16 protein-coding genes and 1 tRNA gene are annotated in these 16,833 nt (G+C 57.3%); 6 read left to right on the forward strand and 11 right to left on the reverse strand.

The features are described 5' to 3' along the window. Window positions 1–17: 17 nt before the first annotated feature. Window positions 18–1,343, reverse strand: coding sequence for an amidohydrolase family protein (locus tag QEN43_RS12155; RefSeq protein WP_051331888.1), 1,326 nt, complete (start codon window positions 1,341–1,343; stop codon window positions 18–20). Between the two features lie 659 nt (window positions 1,344–2,002). Here QEN43_RS12155 and QEN43_RS12160 point away from each other — a divergent pair. Both QEN43_RS12160 and QEN43_RS12165 read left to right on the forward strand, forming a co-directional pair. Continuing rightward, window positions 2,003–3,135, forward strand: a protein-coding gene (locus QEN43_RS12160) for an IS630 family transposase (RefSeq protein ID WP_317963272.1) whose coding sequence is annotated in 2 segments (ribosomal slippage) — window positions 2,003–2,444 and window positions 2,444–3,135 — 1,134 coding nt in all. Because the reading frame shifts where the segments join, the coding sequence is not laid out codon by codon here. Window positions 3,136–3,223: 88 nt separating this feature from the next. Continuing rightward, entirely contained in the window at window positions 3,224–4,141 is a 918-nt protein-coding gene (locus QEN43_RS12165; RefSeq protein WP_026611248.1) for a dihydrodipicolinate synthase family protein, read from the forward strand. A gap of 50 nt (window positions 4,142–4,191) precedes the next feature. Here the strand turns inward: QEN43_RS12165 and QEN43_RS12170 are convergent, their stop codons facing one another. Both QEN43_RS12170 and QEN43_RS12175 read right to left on the reverse strand, forming a co-directional pair. Then, window positions 4,192–5,589: a sensor histidine kinase gene (locus QEN43_RS12170; RefSeq protein ID WP_084162225.1), complete on the reverse strand. Its 1,398-nt coding sequence runs from the start codon at window positions 5,587–5,589 to the stop codon at window positions 4,192–4,194. Then, the gene (locus QEN43_RS12175; RefSeq protein WP_328286495.1) at window positions 5,586–6,344 is read right to left on the reverse strand and encodes a response regulator; all 759 of its coding nucleotides are present in this window, start codon (window positions 6,342–6,344) and stop codon (window positions 5,586–5,588) included. Before QEN43_RS12175 ends, QEN43_RS12170 begins: the two co-directional genes overlap by 4 nt. A gap of 182 nt (window positions 6,345–6,526) precedes the next feature. Here QEN43_RS12175 and QEN43_RS12180 point away from each other — a divergent pair, with 182 nt between their 5' ends. Further along, a complete protein-coding gene (locus tag QEN43_RS12180) occupies window positions 6,527–7,024 on the forward strand; it encodes a Spy/CpxP family protein refolding chaperone (protein WP_051331886.1) in 498 nt (165 codons plus the stop codon). 25 nt (window positions 7,025–7,049) lie between these two features. Here the strand turns inward: QEN43_RS12180 and QEN43_RS12185 are convergent, their stop codons facing one another. The 4 genes from QEN43_RS12185 to QEN43_RS12200 form a co-directional block, all read right to left on the reverse strand. Further along, the gene (locus QEN43_RS12185) at window positions 7,050–8,081 is read right to left on the reverse strand and encodes a hypothetical protein (protein ID WP_026611246.1); all 1,032 of its coding nucleotides are present in this window, start codon (window positions 8,079–8,081) and stop codon (window positions 7,050–7,052) included. Between the two features lie 602 nt (window positions 8,082–8,683). Then, complete coding sequence (locus tag QEN43_RS12190) at window positions 8,684–8,833, reverse strand: hypothetical protein (RefSeq protein ID WP_156912847.1); 150 nt, start codon at window positions 8,831–8,833, stop codon at window positions 8,684–8,686. A gap of 1,001 nt (window positions 8,834–9,834) precedes the next feature. Continuing rightward, window positions 9,835–9,910: transfer RNA gene (locus QEN43_RS12195), tRNA-Glu, on the reverse strand. Window positions 9,911–10,097: 187 nt separating this feature from the next. Then, window positions 10,098–11,123 carry an isocitrate/isopropylmalate dehydrogenase family protein gene (locus QEN43_RS12200; protein WP_026611245.1) on the reverse strand — a complete coding sequence of 342 codons (1,026 nt, stop codon included), beginning with the start codon at window positions 11,121–11,123 and terminating at the stop codon, window positions 10,098–10,100. A 157-nt stretch (window positions 11,124–11,280) separates the two neighbouring features. On the opposite strand from QEN43_RS12200, the gene grxD reads away from it, so the two are divergent. Next, window positions 11,281–11,616 carry a Grx4 family monothiol glutaredoxin gene (gene grxD, locus QEN43_RS12205; protein WP_026611244.1) on the forward strand — a complete coding sequence of 112 codons (336 nt, stop codon included), beginning with the start codon at window positions 11,281–11,283 and terminating at the stop codon, window positions 11,614–11,616. On the opposite strand, the gene rnt is transcribed toward grxD, so the two are convergent. After that, on the reverse strand, window positions 11,605–12,255 hold the full coding sequence (rnt, locus tag QEN43_RS12210; protein WP_026611243.1) for a ribonuclease T: 651 nt from the start codon (window positions 12,253–12,255) through the stop codon (window positions 11,605–11,607). The genes grxD and rnt overlap by 12 nt on opposite strands. A 153-nt stretch (window positions 12,256–12,408) precedes the next feature. Here rnt and QEN43_RS12215 point away from each other — a divergent pair, with 153 nt between their 5' ends. Next, window positions 12,409–13,218 (forward strand): MlaA family lipoprotein, encoded by an 810-nt coding sequence (locus tag QEN43_RS12215; RefSeq protein WP_051331885.1) that lies wholly within the window; start codon window positions 12,409–12,411, stop codon window positions 13,216–13,218. Between the two features lie 122 nt (window positions 13,219–13,340). Here the strand turns inward: QEN43_RS12215 and QEN43_RS12220 are convergent, their stop codons facing one another. Genes QEN43_RS12220 through QEN43_RS12230 form a run of 3 tightly spaced genes read right to left on the reverse strand, consistent with a single transcriptional unit; the run spans window position 13,341 to window position 15,839 of the window. Next, window positions 13,341–14,501 (reverse strand): alkaline phosphatase family protein, encoded by a 1,161-nt coding sequence (locus QEN43_RS12220; protein WP_026611242.1) that lies wholly within the window; start codon window positions 14,499–14,501, stop codon window positions 13,341–13,343. A gap of 58 nt (window positions 14,502–14,559) precedes the next feature. After that, window positions 14,560–14,970, reverse strand: coding sequence for an EamA family transporter (locus tag QEN43_RS12225; RefSeq protein ID WP_036269134.1), 411 nt, complete (start codon window positions 14,968–14,970; stop codon window positions 14,560–14,562). Further along, entirely contained in the window at window positions 14,967–15,839 is an 873-nt protein-coding gene (locus QEN43_RS12230) for an aldo/keto reductase (protein ID WP_026611240.1), read from the reverse strand. The genes QEN43_RS12225 and QEN43_RS12230 overlap by 4 nt, the downstream gene beginning before the upstream one ends. 285 nt (window positions 15,840–16,124) lie before the next feature. Here QEN43_RS12230 and minC point away from each other — a divergent pair, with 285 nt between their 5' ends. Next, complete coding sequence (minC, locus tag QEN43_RS12235; protein WP_235726660.1) at window positions 16,125–16,814, forward strand: septum site-determining protein MinC; 690 nt, start codon at window positions 16,125–16,127, stop codon at window positions 16,812–16,814. The last annotated feature ends 19 nt before the right edge of the window (window positions 16,815–16,833 follow it).

The raw sequence follows: 16,833 nt of genomic DNA on the forward strand, positions 1-16,833 counted from the left end.
TATGCCCGCCTGTCGTTTTAAAGCTCTAATTGTACCGGCTGGTGACGCTCGTCCCATGCTTTGGGATCGAACACTTGCCCGCCTTTGACGACGCGGAAGACGCGGCGCAAGTGCGTAATGTCGGCCAGCGGATCGGCGTCGAGCAACACAAAATCAGCGAGCTTACCTTTCTCTAAGGTCCCGAGTTCGGCACTTCGACCCATCACGCGAGCCCCGCCCCGTGTCGCGGCGGTCAAAATCTCTTGGGGCGACAGCCCTGCCTCGGCCATAAGCTCGAACTCCCGATGCAATGCCGGTCCGTGCAGAGTACCGATATTGCCGGCATCGGTCCCGGCAGCGATCGTGACGCCGCTTTGTTGTAAACGCTTCAAGTTCCAGAACACGGTTTCCCGCCCGAACCAGTGAAAGGCCCAAAGCCTTTTCCGGGCAGGCAGTCGAGCCAGGTCGCGAAAGGATGCAATCGCTTCGGGATCGCCGAGGCGGCGTTCGATATTGCTCAAGCGGACCTTCTGCCCCAAAACTTCCTGATAGCCTTCGTTGACCACCAACGTGGTCACGTACACCACGTTGCGATCTTTTAGGAGCTTGATAAAGGCGTCGTCTACCCGGCGGTCTTCGACGCTATGCGCGAGAATGTCCGCACCCGCCTGCACCGCCAGGCGGGCGGTCTCCAGTTCGGTTGCGTGCACGATCACTCGCCTGCCGGCGGCATGGCTGGCTTCGACCGCGGCCTGCACGACGGCGGTCTGCAACGCGAGGCTTCGACCGGGCAATGGAATGAACCAGATTTTGATGAGATCCGGCTTTCTCGCCAAGATTTCGCGAACCACGGCGCGGCTTTCCTCCGCAGAATTGACCTTGATCAGGGCCGGATCGTCGACTTTGAGCTCCTGCGGGAAATACGTCGCGATCAAAGGCCCGGTTACCGCGACGCGCGGCGCCCATTCGGTCTGCCTTGCGAGGTCACGCACGTCGAAGGTCCAGAACGGACCGCCGACATCGACCACTGAGGTCACACCGCTCGCGAGATACCGCGCCAGGGTCGCCGGAATCCGTTCCTTGATACTCGCGATTTCATCCGCATAGGGACGAACATCCCGCAGGTCGATCACGTCCGGGCGGGTATAGAGCCCACCCGACTGAAAGAAGTGTATGTGCGCGTCGATCAAGCCGGGAACGATCCATTTGCCGCTCGCGTCGACCACGCGGGCATCGGAAGGAATCGGTATCTCGTCCCGGCTCCCCACCTCCACGATCCGCTCGTCCTGTACGAGAATCACCGCATCGGCGCGCGGTGCGCCGCCCGTTCCGTCGATCAAGGTACCACCGACAAAAGCCTTCATATCCGCTACCACCCATTTAGTGCACGCGAAGAGTGACAAAAAGATTGCCAATAGTCCGCGTGCACACACCAATCCTTGTCGTTTCATCATCCAATTTATGTACCGATAAATCATCTCTTTCGACTGCGCCTCGAGGCATTCATTGCAGCGATCGATAGACCGGCACAAATAAGCAGCAAATGGCAGGGCAAAAAGCGGGACGAAGATGGTTTCCCGTCGAAGGGGGAAGAGCGCGCTTGGGTTCCTTTTCGGGCGACACCATCCGACGACTTACGATCACGGACCCAGATCTGAGATTCCCTCTGCTGGGGCCAGTCTGATTGATGAAACAAGCCTCTCATGAGCCCGATTCCGGGCTATGTCGAAAGAACGTTGTGTTCACATCGACAGGGATGAGATCGTAGAAAAAGTGTTACGGTTTAAGGATCGACGTCGGCGGTTCTGGCTGGCGCAATCGTGCCCCTGGGCTTCATGAGGCAAGCTGGCGCAGTACATTCTCGATACCGCTTCAGACGTAAACCCGACTGGGCTTCCGCGCTTCCCAAAAGGTTCCGCTTATAAACCCGGTCGGTTCACTAGTACTGCATCAATCGTCGATTGCCGAGTCCAAGGAATGACGGTCCGGCGTTTCTGGCCGGATCCTTGGTTAGGAGACGAAGATGGCGAAAAAATATCGGGTGACGCTGACCTGTGAGGAGCGGCGCGAACTGGAAGGGTTGGTCAACAAGGGTAAGAGCGAAGCGCGAAAACTGGCCCATGCCCGGATTTTGTTACAGGCCGATGAAGCCGAGGGCGGACCTTGCCGCACCGATGACGAAATTGCTCGGGCGTTAAACGTCCACGTTCGTACGGTGGAACGGGTGCGGCAGCGGTTCGTGGAACAAGGTCTGCCGGCGGCCTTGGTGCCCAGGCCGAGCGAACGCGTGTATCCCCGGCGGCTGGATGGTGCCCAGGAAGCCCGGCTGATCGCGCTGGCTTGTTCGCCGCCGCCGGAGGGCAAGTCGCGCTGGACCTTGCGGCTCTTGGCTGAGCGTCTGGTCGAGCTGGAAATGGCTGAGACCGTCTCGTACGAAACGGTCCGGCGCGTGCTGAAAAAAACGAACTCAAACCGCACCTCTGCAAGCGGTGGGTCATTCCGCCGAAAGCCTCGGCCGAGTTTGTTGCGGCCATGGAGGATGTCCTAGAAGTTTATCAGCGGCCGTACCGGAGCGAACGGCCGGTCGTCTGTTTGGACGAGACCTTTATCCAGCTGATCGGCGAGGTCCGAGAACCGCTGCCGAGGGAGCCGGGGCGGGTGGCACGTTATGACAGCGTCTATGTGCGGAACGGGGTGGCGAGTGTGTTCTTGGCCTTCGAGCCGCTGGCCGGGTGGCGTGACGTTCAGGTCACCGATGGCCGGACCCGTCAGGACTTTGCCCAGGTTGTGCGAACCCTGCTGGAGGGGCGCTATCGGGAGGCAGATAAAATCGTGTTGGTGATGGATCAGCTAAACACCCATTCGACGGCGAGCCTCTATGAAGCTTTTGCGCCGGAGGAGGCTCGACGGCTCGCCGAGCGGCTGGAGATTCACCACACGCCGAAGCACGGGAGCTGGCTGGACATGGTGGAAATTGAACTCAGCGCTTTGGCCCGCGATCTGCCGGAGCGGATCGGCGAACGGGCCGACCGGGTCCGGCATGTCGCCGCCTGGGCGCAGCGCCGTAACCAAACCCAAGTGAAAGCCAACTGGCAATTCACCACGGCCGACGCGCGGATCAAACTCCGTAGGCTTTACCCCACGTTTGACGGGTGACGGAGCACTAGTAACCTTGCCCAAAGTACGGACCGACTAGCGCGTATTCGATCAGGCGCACTCCACTCGGATTCAGAGGAGACTCACCATGACGGAACCCGCTCTCATACGCGGACTCTGGTGCGCGACGCTGACACCACTCGGGCGCGACGGAAATGTCGACCACGCGAGACTCGCGTCGCACGTGCAGCGGCTACTGGCCAAGGGCGTCGACGGCGTCGTGCCGTTCGGTACAACCGGCGAAGGTCCTTCTTTCTCCGTCGCCGAGCGCTGCGAGGCTTTGGATGCGTTGTTGACCGCCGACGTCAGTCCGAACCGCCTGCTTGCCGCTACCGGTGCCGCCGCGTTCGCCGACACCCTCGCGCTGACGCGGCATGCGCTGGAATCCGGCTGTCCGCGCTGCTTAATCCTGCCACCGTTCTTCTGGAAACCTTTAACCGATGAGGCCTTGTTCCGCTACTACGCCAGCCTGATCGATGCCGTCGGCGACGCGCGCCTGCGCGTCTATCTGTACCATATCCCGCAGCTATCGGCCGCGCCGATCCGTCCCGAAGTCGTTGTTCGTCTCTCGACCAACTATCCTGGCATCATCGCCGGCGTGAAGGACAGCAGCGGCGATTTCGAACATACCGCCCAGCTGCTGGAGCGTGCACCCGAGCTTTCGATACTGGTTGGCCACGAGCCTCATCTGGTCAGGCTGATGCGCGCGGGCGGTGCAGGGACGATTTGCGGCATCGCGAACCTTTTTCCAGAGCTGATCGCTGCTCTGCTCAAACCGGACACGACTGCTGACGACGAATCCCGCGTCCGCACTTTCCTGGACATCGTCTTGCGTTATCCCTTCGTCCCTGCGTTCAAGGCGATCCGTGCTGCGCAGACCAGAGATTCCGCCTGGCTTGTACCCCGGCCGCCATTATTGCCTCTTACCGACGACGAGAGGGCGACCCTAATTTCCGCACTTCGAAGCGCCGGCTTCGACATCACGCCGGAAGCGGAACGATGGTGACGCTCACGGCATCTGCATCGGCCGATTCTCGAACTTCCACTTATTCCGACTTACGGAAAACGCCGCAGGCCAATAGCCCGTTGCCGACGAATGGTTTTGGCCTGGCTACGAGACACCGGCAAACGCACCCGCGCTTCCAGGCCGCCTTGTGGACGGTTGTGGAGGCTCAACGTTCCGCCCTGGGCAGCCAGCAGATTCGCGGCGATCGAAAGGCCCAAACCGGTGCCACCGGTTTCCCGCGAGCGTGAGGTCTCCAAGCGAAAAAACGGTTGCATGACTTTTTCCAAATACTCTTCCGGAATACCGGGGCCCGAATCCGTTATCCTGATCAGCCAGTTGCCGCCGGAGCGCTTGAGACTGATATCCGCTTTTCCGCCGTATTTCACCGCGTTGTCAATCAGGTTGGCAAAGCTGCGCCTTAGGGCCTCCGGCCGCCCTAACGTCAATGCGCCATCCGGTCCGTCAAAGCGGACCTCGCCGCCGGCGTCGACCGTATCGTCACAGAGGCTTTGCAACAGGGCGCTGAGATCTACGATTTGCGGCGGCGGTCCCGAGTCGAGGCTCCGTGCGAGATCCAATCCTTCATCGACCAACGCCTGCATAGCGGCGACATCCTCCACCAGCCGGGCCCTCAGCGGCTCATCCCGGCATTGCTCCAGCCGGAGTCGCAAGCGGGTCAGCGGCGTCTTCAGGTCATGGGTAATGGCGGCAAGAATGCGGGTCCTCTCCTCGATATGGGAACGCAAGCGCTCCCGCATTCGGTTGAAGGTCCGGGCGGCTTGCCTGACTTCGATAGGTCCCGATTCGTCTACCGCGGGATGATCCGGATCTAGGCCGAACGATTCGGCGGCTTGAACGAGTCGTCGTAAGGGTTGCAGAACCAGGCGGACGGCGAACCAGGCCAAGATCGCCAAGAGCCCCGCTAAAATCGAAAGGTTGACGATGAATCCCACGGCTCCCGGCTGTCGCGGAGGAGGCATTTCGCGGCGTGCTTCGATCACTACGCGTTGTCCGTCCGCAAACCGTACCCGCGCCCCTAGCGTGCGGGATGGCGGACAGTCGGCCTCACCACCATCAGGGCAGTCGGAGTCCACGGTTCGCCAAGCCGTTTCCACCAAAACCGTCGGTCCTGCCGCTTCGCTCAAGGCGGCAGTGAACGATGGTTGGCTTTGAACGGGTTCCGCCGCTTCGCCCGCGGCCCGAATACTCCATTGGCCGGATGGCAGGGCATGAACGGCGGCAAGGCGCTGCTCGGGCGGCAAAACGGACAGCAGATGCAGAATATCGGCGATTCGATCGGCCGCGCCTTGTTCTCGAAAACTGTGCACGATGTGACTGCGCTCCCGCAATGCCAGTCCCAGGGTCACGAATACCGCTAACAACACCCCGGCGAGCAACAAAAGGAATAGCCGGACAGTAAGCGAACGGGGCGGAAAGGCAAAACTCATGGTTCCCGCTCCACCGCGGCGGCCAGCACATATCCCTCGTTGCGAAGGGTCTTGATCAGACGCGGGGCCCGTGCGTTGTCACCCAGCTTTTGGCGCAGACGGCTGACCCGAAGGTCGATGGAACGATCGAAGGGATCGGCCTCTCGTCCCCGGAGCAGATCCATGAGCTGATCGCGGGTGAGCACCCGGTTGGGATGAGTGAGAAATACCTCCAGCAACCGGTATTCCGCTCCCGACAGCGCCACCACTACACCCTCGGGCGAGGTGAGTTGCCGCGTCTGCCCGTCCAGGGTCCAGCCGGCGAAGCGCCAGCGCTGCACCTCCTCGGAAACACCCCGGCTCGGCAGCGACCGAGCGCGGCGCAGAATATTACGAATGCGCGCCAGGAGTTCGCGCGGTTCGAACGGCTTGGCGAGATAGTCGTCGGCGCCCATTTCCAGCCCCAGCACCCGGTCGATCGGTTCTCCGCGAGCCGTGAGCATGAGCACCGGAAGATCGGAGCGGGCGCGTAAGTCGCGGCATAGGCTCAAGCCATCCTGACCCGGCAACATCAGGTCGAGAACGATCAGGTCGATGCCGCTAGTCTCCAGAATCTCGCGCATCTGCCGGCCGTCGGCGGCCAAGCTGACACGGTAACCGTGCTGCTTCAGATAATCGCCGACCAACATACGGATTTCGCGGTCATCGTCGACAATGAGAATATGTTCGGAGTTGTTCATGGTGGCTTTTTTACCGTGCTTGCCGACGGACGTCATGGGCTTTTGTATCGTTTTGTATCAACCGCGGCGGACGACAAGAAACGATACAAAATCGCGGCCATTCGGACACATGCCCGATACATGAGCGCTGTGAAATAGACCCCGAAGACGACGGGATGGTCCCGACGGTCTAAACAAAATCGGCTTCAGCCGAGATTTCACGAACAGGAGGAATCCACATGAAATCTTACCCCAAAGCACTCTTGATCGGTCTTGCCCTGCTGACCCCGGTTGCCGCAATCGCCGAATCCGCAGAAATCAAGGGCGAATCCGGCGCATACAGCCAAGGCCCCGCCGGTTCGCGGGCGGAACGCCGGCAACGCTTCATGGAAGAGCGCTTGGCAGAACTACGCAACGAATTGAAGCTTACCCAGGCTCAAGAAGCGGATTGGAACACCTGGACGGCCAAAATCAAGGAAATCAAGGAGAAGAAGAAACAATCCCGTCCCGACCGGGAAGCCTTAAAGAATCTGCCGGCCCCGGAGCGTCTCGAAAAGATGATCGAACTTCACAAGGCAAGAACGGCCTATTTGGAAGAAGCCCTGGCCGCTACCAAGACCTTCTATGCGACGCTGACCCCGGAACAGCGAAAAGTCTTCGACGAGAAGACGCCGTTCGGCAAGCACGGTCATAAAAAATGGAAACACGGCGGTCCGCGCCACCCCGGTTCTAAATAATGGGACGGTCCGTAATCCGGGACATCTAAACCCTAGAAAGCGGGTTAGCCGGGCTACCGGCTAACCCGCCGCAGGCTGATACGCTTTCAGAGATCGCAAGCCGCTGCCAACGGTGCCTTGCAAATACGACGACGGCAATAGTCACCCCGAGTGTTTCAAATAACTCCTCGGTGAGAAGAACGAACTGCCCAAGAGTTGTGGTAAACCATTCATCTCCCATTTGTGCAAAGCCGTTCGCCTCAACCGTTTCCAAGCCTACTGCACCGGTGACGAACACGACTCCGGCGAGGACAAGCTGCCATAGAGCTCGAATATCGACCGCCCGGCACGCAATGACAAAAAGCCAGGCGCTCATAAATACCAACAAAAGCAGAAAAACAAGCGGCCAATAATAAGTTTTAACCGATCCGACACTCACAGTGCCCTCTCCGCTCCCCACCAATCCGCTGCCTTTCAACAGAGAGCCCGCCGCCTCATGGAGAGAGAACAGTTCATCGAACCCGAGGTAGGTAAACACCAGAGTAGACGCAAACCAAAAAACTTTACGGTCGAGCCGATAGCACTGAAAGGCAAGCCACGCTGCAAACCAAAGCTGGAACGTTGCGAAAAATGCCGGAATCCGGAATTCAGCACCCATCCAGAATGCGGCCCGTAGCGCTCCGAGCTCGTCCATTCCTTTATCGCGTGTAAGCCAAAAACAGAGCGCAAGAAATACCTCTATTGCTATCAATACCGCACCCAGAGTGCCTGCCCGCTGTGATGGATTCGCTTGCTGCCACCATGTGAAAAAGCTGGGCGCGAAGCGGTCTGCAACAAGCGCTGTTCCTGCAAGCCCCCAAACGAGCGCCTCGAGTAACCAGAGGTGGAAACGGTGCGGCCATGCTGCCCAAGCTACGGATACCGCCGACTCTCCTTTAGCCAAAATGGCCGGAAGCAATAGCACGTGCAGAACTGTACCGGCTCCTATCAACAACACCGATATCCATCGAAACGGGTGGTATGAAAGGTCAATACTATTAGTATTCATTTTTTGATCCCTAGAAACGGTTTCAGCCATGTAACCAGTGTGTCTTATATATCGTGCAGTAGAGTTCCAACAAAAATTGGACGATTCACACAGTCTTGTCATCTTGATCTTGTATAGTCAAAAAGGATTTTTTCTCGCTAGGCGAAACCTACGACATGTTTCGAATTTGCCCTCGGGAGGCCGCTACTCTTCACCGGAGCCCATGCTCATCGATCTACCGGGACAACTAGACCGAGGGAATAGGATGACAGCGTAACCACGACCATACTTACGAAAGAAAGTAAGCGTTCAGCGGTGCGAAGGCCAATGAAGCAGCGTCAGTGAAAGCTCACCCCTGGCACCACGGACCGAAACCAATGCGCTCTAAGGTTTTTACAAACATGTTGACAGCGAAGGTTTTAATCGACCACACGAGCCGTTTGGTTTAGGATCGGCCGAGATGATGCCGATCTCCTGAAGGTCAGCCGGCCTGGAACCTGCTAAGGACCGGACCTAACCGGAGCGAGGACTTTTGCTTACCGGCCAATTTACCGGCATTGACGCGGAATTAAGTTTCGGTTTCGAAATGGCGACTTGAAACGTGTGTTGCACGCGAGGCGAGCGACTAGTACTCCTCACCCTTCAAGCGTGGGTTAAAGCTTACGGAGTTTGATGCGCGTGTCAGCAGTGGTGAACTGCCAGTTGGCTTTCACTTGGGTTTGGTTACGGCGCTGCACCCAGGCGGCGACATGCCGGACCCGGTCGGCCCGCTCGCCAATCCGCTCCGGCAGATGGCGGGCCAAAACGCTGAGTTCAATTTCCGCCGTGTCCAGCCAGCTCCCGTGCTTCGGCGTGTGGTGAATCTCCAGCCGTTCGGCAAGACGTGGGGCTCCTGGAACCCACCAAGCTTGCGGGGCCGCGGCCCGGTGGCCTTGTGGCGGTACAAGGCCGCCTCCAAGCCGGACTCACGAACTCTTGCCGTGCCCGGTGCACTGTCGACAGACTCGTGTCCAAAGCCGGTACGATCGCCCCATCCCTCCAGTCCGGCCCCGCCTCGCTTTTATCCGCTTTCAAGAGAATGTGGGCTGGGGTGGCCGTGGTCGCCGCATGGCGGCCTTTGGACCACAATTCTTCCAAGCGTTGGTGTTCGGCTTCGGTTAGGCGGACCACATAACGGGGCATGGCGTGATCTCCAGTGCACGGGCAAAGCCATGACCACGTACGAACTCCGTTCGGTTGTCAACTTGAAGCGGTTGGGGCACTAGTAGGAGGAACGTGGAACTGAAACGCAAAGTACAGGACTACCTGCGTCGCTTCAGAAACGACCGAGCGTATCCGGCATTTTTTCAAGCCGCCGAGCGTAACCTATGCGGTTACGACAGCATAACTCTGGTTTTAAAGCCGGAACAATAAAACAACCGATTGCAAGCGAAAGGGATTCGACTCGAGTCCCGCTGCAATTGGAGCAAACGAAAAATAAAGCTTGACCTCCCTCTTCCCCCGGAAGATTGATATCCCAGAAGACCCACACCCTCCGAGGCGGTCGAGGCTGAGCGGCTCACCGACGCGGCGGAACAGCGTTCGCCCGGGGATGTGCTGCGGCAACAGGAGGCGAATGCGATGGGCGTTTTTAACACGCCGACAGAGACGAACTGCGCCCTCGAAGCTGAGAACCGTGCATGGGTGCCTTCGGCTTTAACGACAAAAGAAAGCTGAGCAGAGAACCCCGCGGATGAGCTGATACGATGACAAACCTTTGGGCCGGATCAACTGGCCGTTGCTTATACTGCACCGGGGACAAACATGGCGTCCCCAAGGGGGTTCGAACCCCTGTTGCCGCCGTGAGAGGGCGGAGTCCTAGGCCGCTAGACGATGGGGACGTGGGAGAAGAACTAATACATTACCGCGAGACGGCCGATTGATCAAATCAAATTTCTCCGCGGTTCGCGCCGTTCTGCCAAGCTGATGTTGGCCCAATTTACCCCGAATATGAGGCAAGGTTCACAATGAAACTATTATTATAATCGCCCGGGAACCGAAAGTTCCCGGGAAAATTCCGCCCTTTGATCAGCGGCTCTCGACGATCTCGCGAATGATCGCGTCAGCCATATGTTTTGTGCCATAGGACGAGTTTCTGTTAAGGTCGGGCGTCACGACCTTTCCGTCGCGGATGACCTTACGAACCGCCTGCTCGATCGTCCGGGCGGCATCGAACTCTCCGATATGTTCGAGCATCATGGCGCCCGCCAAGATCATGGCGGTCGGATTGGCGATGCCTTTATCGGCGATGTCCGGCGCGCTGCCGTGCACGGCCTCGAACAAGGCGGCATCGGTGCCGATATTCGCGCCAGCGGTCAGCCCCAGTCCGCCGATGAGCCCTGCCGCCAGATCCGACAGGATGTCCCCGAACAGGTTGGTGGTCACGATCACGTCAAACGTTTCGGGCTTCGTGACCAGCTGCATCGAGCATGCGTCGACGATCTTGTCTTCGAATTCGATCTCCGGATAAGCCTTGGCAATTTCCCGTCCGACTTCCAGAAACAAGCCGGAAGTGCACTTGAGGATATTGGCCTTGTGTACCAGCGTTACCTTCTTACGCTGTGCCTTGCGGGCATATTGGAAAGCATATTCGATGATCCGTTCGGAACCTTTCTTGGTGACAATCGCAATGCTTTCCGCTGCCAATTTTTCCGCATCCACCTTGATGAAATGCTCAATGCCCGAGTAGAGCCCTTCCGTATTCTCGCGGACCGTCACAAGGTTTACGTTCCGGAACGGTGTATCGACTCCGTCGAAGGAAATGGCAGGACGGACATTCGCGTACAAGTTGAACGTCTGACGCAGGGTAACGTTAACGCTTCGGTACCCCCCGCCAACCGGTGTTGTGAGTGGACCTTTGAAACAAATGCGATTGTTGCGGATCGATTCGATGGTTGCGTCGGGCAAAGGATCGGCATATTTCTCGACGGCCGCCATGCCGGCTAACTGCCGATCCCAGTGAATTTTTACGCCCGTCGCTTCGATCACGTTGACCGCGGCATCGACGATGGATGGTCCGATACCGTCACCAGGAATGAGGGTGATCTGATGCATGCAGAAAATTCCTTATTAGTGAGTCATGAAATTATCGCTTGCGCGGATTATCCAACAGTAAACGGCAAAGTTTAAGCACCAGAATCGGCCTTTCGGGCACCGATCGCTTCTGATAAATTGACTGAGGTATTAATTTATTTCTTTTGAGATAGCCGGTATGGACGTAACAGAACGCATCAAGCAACAACTCGCCGAGAACCCTGTGATCCTTTACATGAAGGGCTCTCCTGATTTTCCTCAATGCGGCTTTTCCGGACGGGCAGTGCAAATTTTGGAGCGTTGCGGCGTCGAGTATGCTTACGTCAACATCTTCGAGGATCCCGAACTGCGGGAAGGCTTGAAGGTATTCTCTAATTGGCCGACGTTTCCGCAGCTTTACATTAACGGCGAATTGATCGGCGGAAGCGACATCATGTTGGAACTCTTCGAAAGCGGCGAGCTGCAAAAGCGTCTTCGCGAAGCGGTTCCTACCTCGGTACAGTCATCGGAATAGGCCGTTCGCGTTGCTCTTTTCAATCGCCACCAGGTCTTTCCAGCGATTTACGATCGCGCAAAACAGACGTGCGGTCTGTTGCGCGTCATAAACCGCGGAATGGGCTTCCTCGTTGTTCCATTCGAATCCGGCCGCTTGCACGGCCTTTGCGAGCACGGTCTGGCCGTAAACCAGGCCGCTTAACGTAGCGGTGTCGAACGTGCTGAACGGATGAAAGGGGTTCCGCTTGACCCCGCACCGCGCCACCGCTGCATTCAAGAAACTAATGTCGAACGCGGGATTGTGCCCGACCAGGATCGCTCGCGTGCACGCCATGCGTTTGACAGCCGCACGAACGGGCTGAAAAATCTTCGCCAGCGCTTCCTTTTCATCCACTGCGAATCGAAACGGATGGTAGGGATCGATCCTGTTGAAACTCAGGGCAGCAGGATCCATGCGTGCGCCCGGGAACGGCTTGACGTGGGTGGAATGGATCTCGGAAATCTGTAGGTCGCCGTCGCTGTTCATCTCGGGAATGACCACGGCGATTTCCAGCAATGCGTGCTCGGAAGGACTTAAACCCGAGGTTTCGATGTCGACGATGACCGGCAAATAGCCGCGAAAGCGACGCGCCAGGCTGGGAGGATCGTGATCAGGCATGGTCTGGTTGCATTTTTTTCTCGACTAGACTCGGTAAGCTCATTATATTTTCCCGTTGCCCTGAGTTTAAGTTTACGTAAACTCGAAGCTTTGCCCCGGATGTGCTAATTTTTAAAAAAGCCTGATCGATGTCGGGAAAGGAATAAAAAACAAATGAAAACAAATCGCCAGTCACGCCCTTCTTTGCTGATGCTCGGACTCATACTGGTTATTGTGGGTCTATCCGGCTGTGCGACCACCACCAAGCATGATCCCCGCGACCCGTGGGAAGGGTGGAACCGCGGCGTTCAGAAGTTTAACGACACGCTGGACGATTATGTCATGAAGCCCATAAGCCAGGGCTATCAGTGGATTACGCCGTCGTTTGTCGATCGGGGCATCACCAACTTCTTCAGCAATGTGGACGATATCGGCGTAATTGCCAACGATCTCTTGCAGTTCAAGCTTCTTCAGACCGGGCAGGACACGGGCCGTTTCCTCGTCAATACAATTCTGGGCTTAGGCGGATTCATAGACGTCGCGTCCAAACTCGACTTGCCGAAACACAACGAAGACACCGATCAGACGCTCGGCGCCTGGGGCATTCCTTCGGGTCCATATTTGGTACTGCCGTTCATAGGACCGAGCACACCCCGCGGACTTATTGGTCTCGCTGGAGATACCGCTGCAAATCCTATCAACTGGATCAGCCCGGCCGCCATCCCCTATGGAGTAGGCACATTGAAAACGGTCGACATGCGCGCCGATCTACTGAGCGCCACCAAAATCGTCGACGAAGCATCGGTCGATCGCTACGAATTTATTCGCAACGCTTACTTTCAGCAGCGCAATTACCTGATCCACGACGGCAATCCGCCTCTGGACGATACGCTGGAAGAGGAAATGGATCTGGAACTCGAAGGCTTGTCTTCGGCGAACGGGATTGCGGAAAACACGGAACAACAAGCCAATCCGCAGCCGTAAGCCCGCCATCCGAACTGAGCAAAGCATAAACCGGCGCAGGAACATTCCTCGCCGGTTTTTTCTTTCCCGGCGAATCTACCCCGACGTCATCGAACTTATCCGCCCAGACGCCACCCTTCGCCCTAAACCGCCGCGACGATAAGCGGCACGAACATTTCCTCCGGGCTCATACCGCCGTGAACGCCGATCTGCCTATATTGGCGTTCGCCCGGAAGCCAATCCTTGATAACGTAATTTTCCTTCATGATCAACGTATAATCGCCTATGCGTTCCGCCAATCGCGGGTGAGGCTCGCCCGGGCCGAACCAGCCGGAAGCGAGCAAATCCCAGCTTCTGTGCATTTCGAGAAAAGACGTCAAGTTGTCCTGCACATACCGTTCGAAACGCTGGGTTTCGCCAGGTTTCACATAGCAGTACGCAACGCGTCTTTCGCCGCATAAAGGCAGTATCAGACATTCGTTCAACTCAGGATGATCCTCCAACTCGACGGTCCGCGTCGCATCGCTATCGATTTGACCATGGTCCGCAGCGATAATCAGCAGAGTATCGGTTCCGGCAATATTCCCGAGAAAAGCCTCAAAGGCGCCGTCGAGCTCGGCCAGATGCTGTTCGATTTCCGCACTTGCCGATCCGCTTTCGTGACCGATATGGTCGAGCTCCGGCCAGTAGCCATAAATGAATTTACGATGTGGATTCTTCCGAAGCGTTCCAGCGATCACGCCGAGAAACTCTTCCAGCGTGTCGAAATCTCGCAACTCCGCTCGGCCCTGGTGCGCTAAATTGAAATCCGAGTGCGCAATGCGGCTCGGGGAGACAATATAGCTGGGCAAGGGGATACGGTCGAAGATCGGCACATGGCCGAAGAATGTTTTGACGTCGATACTACATTTCCCGAGCGGTAGGCCTCCTAAACGGGGTACGCCAGGCAAGACCGAAAGCACGGCACCGAGCTCTTTGAAATACATATGCCACCCGGTCAAGCCGTGCTGCTGCGGTGCCAATCCCGTCAGGAAGCTCGTGACGGCCGAGGCGGTCGTGGACGGAAAAACGGTCGTCAACCGTCCGCGCAGGTGCTGCCGAAAAAAACGGCCGTGATCTTGCCGCATCAGGAATTCGTAACCAAGGCCGTCGAGCACGATCAGAACCACGTTGCGGTGATCGCTCAGCTCCGCCGAAGGCAGGTCGTTACACGGCGCATAGCCGGTCGGCTCGCCATCCAGTCCGGTAATGATCGAACTCAGCAGGTTTACGATGCCGGCGCCTTCATAGTCCGGTAATTGCATGCCAGCCTCATTTCTCTAAGCCAAATGTCACCCATCAGCAATCACCATCAACTGCCGTTCAAGCGCTGATTAATGCCACTGCAATCAACGCCAGCACGATTCCAACGCCTTGCCGGAGCGTAACTGACTCGTTCAGAAAACAGCACGCCAGGACAATAGCGAGGATCGGATATAAAGCCGTACCGGTAGAGACCAGCGTCACCGGACCTTTGGTCACGGCATGAAGAAAGGCAAATGCACCCATGGCGCCAAGAACGCCGGTACTCAACGCCAGCAGAATGCCGCGTGGTTCTGCCGCCGGTTTGAAAGCGACAAGGGCGAGGACAACCAACCCCACAACGAGGCTGCCCACGGCCTCATAAATGATGGCGCTCTTCGGGTCGATATAGCGTGTGGTGAGTTTGGGCAGGAATGCCCAAAGTCCCCAGCACACAAACGCCACCGCCGCGTATAAGACCCAGTGACTCACCGAAGCTCCGGCAAAGTATCGATTGCGTGAATATCCTCTGGATCGAGACGGATGTTCATGGCGCGCATGCTGTCCGCAATGCTTGTCGGCTTGCTCGCTCCGGGGATGGGGATGATGTGCTCGCCCTTCGCCAGTAGCCAAGCCAGTGCGATACAGTAACGGGACGCGCCATACTTTTCGGCCAGTCGCCCCATCAACTCGCTGTGACCGAGACGCACATGACCGTAATGCCCGCCCACCGGGCTGTGGGGAATATAGGTAATGCCCTTGAGGCGACAAAAATCGATGATGCCGTTAGCGAAATCCTGCTTTTCGAATGGGTTGCAACGGTTCTGGACGGAAACGATGGGGGTATGATCGAGGGCCGCCTGAATGATATCCACGTGGACGACGTTGGAAAGCCCGATATGGCGAATTTTGCCTTCGTCTCGAAGCTTTATCAGCTCTTCCAACGAAGGCAACAGGCCGAAATTGGGATCGACCGCGTGAAGCTGATACAACTCGATGCAATCCGTCTTCAGGTCCCGAAGGCTCTGTTCGCACGACCGCCGCAAGAACTTCGGATCACCGTCGACGACCCATTCTCCGCCTGGACGCTTGAGGCCACCCTTAGTTGCAATGACCACCTGGTCCCTTTTGCCCAACTGGTCTAGGACCTTGACGATGAGTCGTTCATTGTGTCCTATATCGGAATCGTCCAGGCAATAGACGTTGGCGGTATCGATGAAATTACCGCCTGCGGCAAGAAAGGCTTCGATGACCTGAAACGCCTGCTCCTCTGAAGGCCGGCCTTGGATGGACAAAGGCATAGCCCCCAAGCCGATTGCCGTAACCCGAATGCCCGTTCCGTTGATCTCTCGCTGGCTCATGAAGCTCCCCTCCTGGCTGCGCGCGCAGCAAACTACCAAATCGTTCGAAGGATCATAGCATCGTTGGCGCATCCCATGCTCGCTCGATCGAACGGCAAACATGTTGTGATCGGCAAATATCATTTAGACGGTTGGAAAATTCGCTTTTCACGGCTTGCGTTTACGCAATTTTTGCGGGAGTGATAGAATGCGCCCATCGCAAACGCCGCCGTTGTGCCCCGCCCAATCAGGATGCCCTTTAAGTCCAACGAACACTCGACCCGGTCCGTTTCGCTCGAAATCAAATTGGGCTCCATCACGCTGCCTATTCTGAAACTCTTGAACGGCGAAACCGGGTTCATCGCAAGACAGCTCCAAAACAAGATCCGGCAAGCGCCGGAATTCTTCCGTAATGCTCCGGTGGTCATCGACCTTAGCGAACTCCCGGACAACGAGAGCGTCGACTTTTTCGATCTGATCGACATCCTGCACGATCATCATTTAACTCCGGTAGGTATCCGCGGCGGAAGTCCGACGCTGCAGGCCGCCGCACAGGACGCCAAGTTGGCCGTACTCCCGGAACACAAGCACGAAAATCCTGCCCTAACAGCCACCCGCGCAGGTTCCGCTCCGAACCCACCACCGAGGGCAGCCACGACCAAGCTGCCTAGCGGCAGCAAGCTAATCGAGCAGCCGGTCCGTTCGGGCCAGCGAATTTATGCTTCTGGCGCCGACCTCATCATTCTGTCACAGGTTAGTCCCGGAGCGGAGGTTATGGCAGACGGACACATCCATATTTACGGTCCGCTCCGCGGCCGCGCTTTGGCCGGGGTGCAGGGGAATCTGGAAGCGCGGATTTTCTGCTCCGACCTGCAAGCGGAACTGATCGCCATCGGCGGACATTACAAAGTCAGCGAAAACTTGGACGAATCGGTACGCGGCAAGCCGGTGCAAGTTTATCTACGCGACAATTCGTTGATTATCGAAAACCTATAAAGCTTTTTGAATCTGGAGA

This window comes from Methylocaldum szegediense, from assembly GCF_949769195.1.
Lineage (GTDB): Bacteria > Pseudomonadota > Gammaproteobacteria > Methylococcales > Methylococcaceae > Methylocaldum > Methylocaldum szegediense.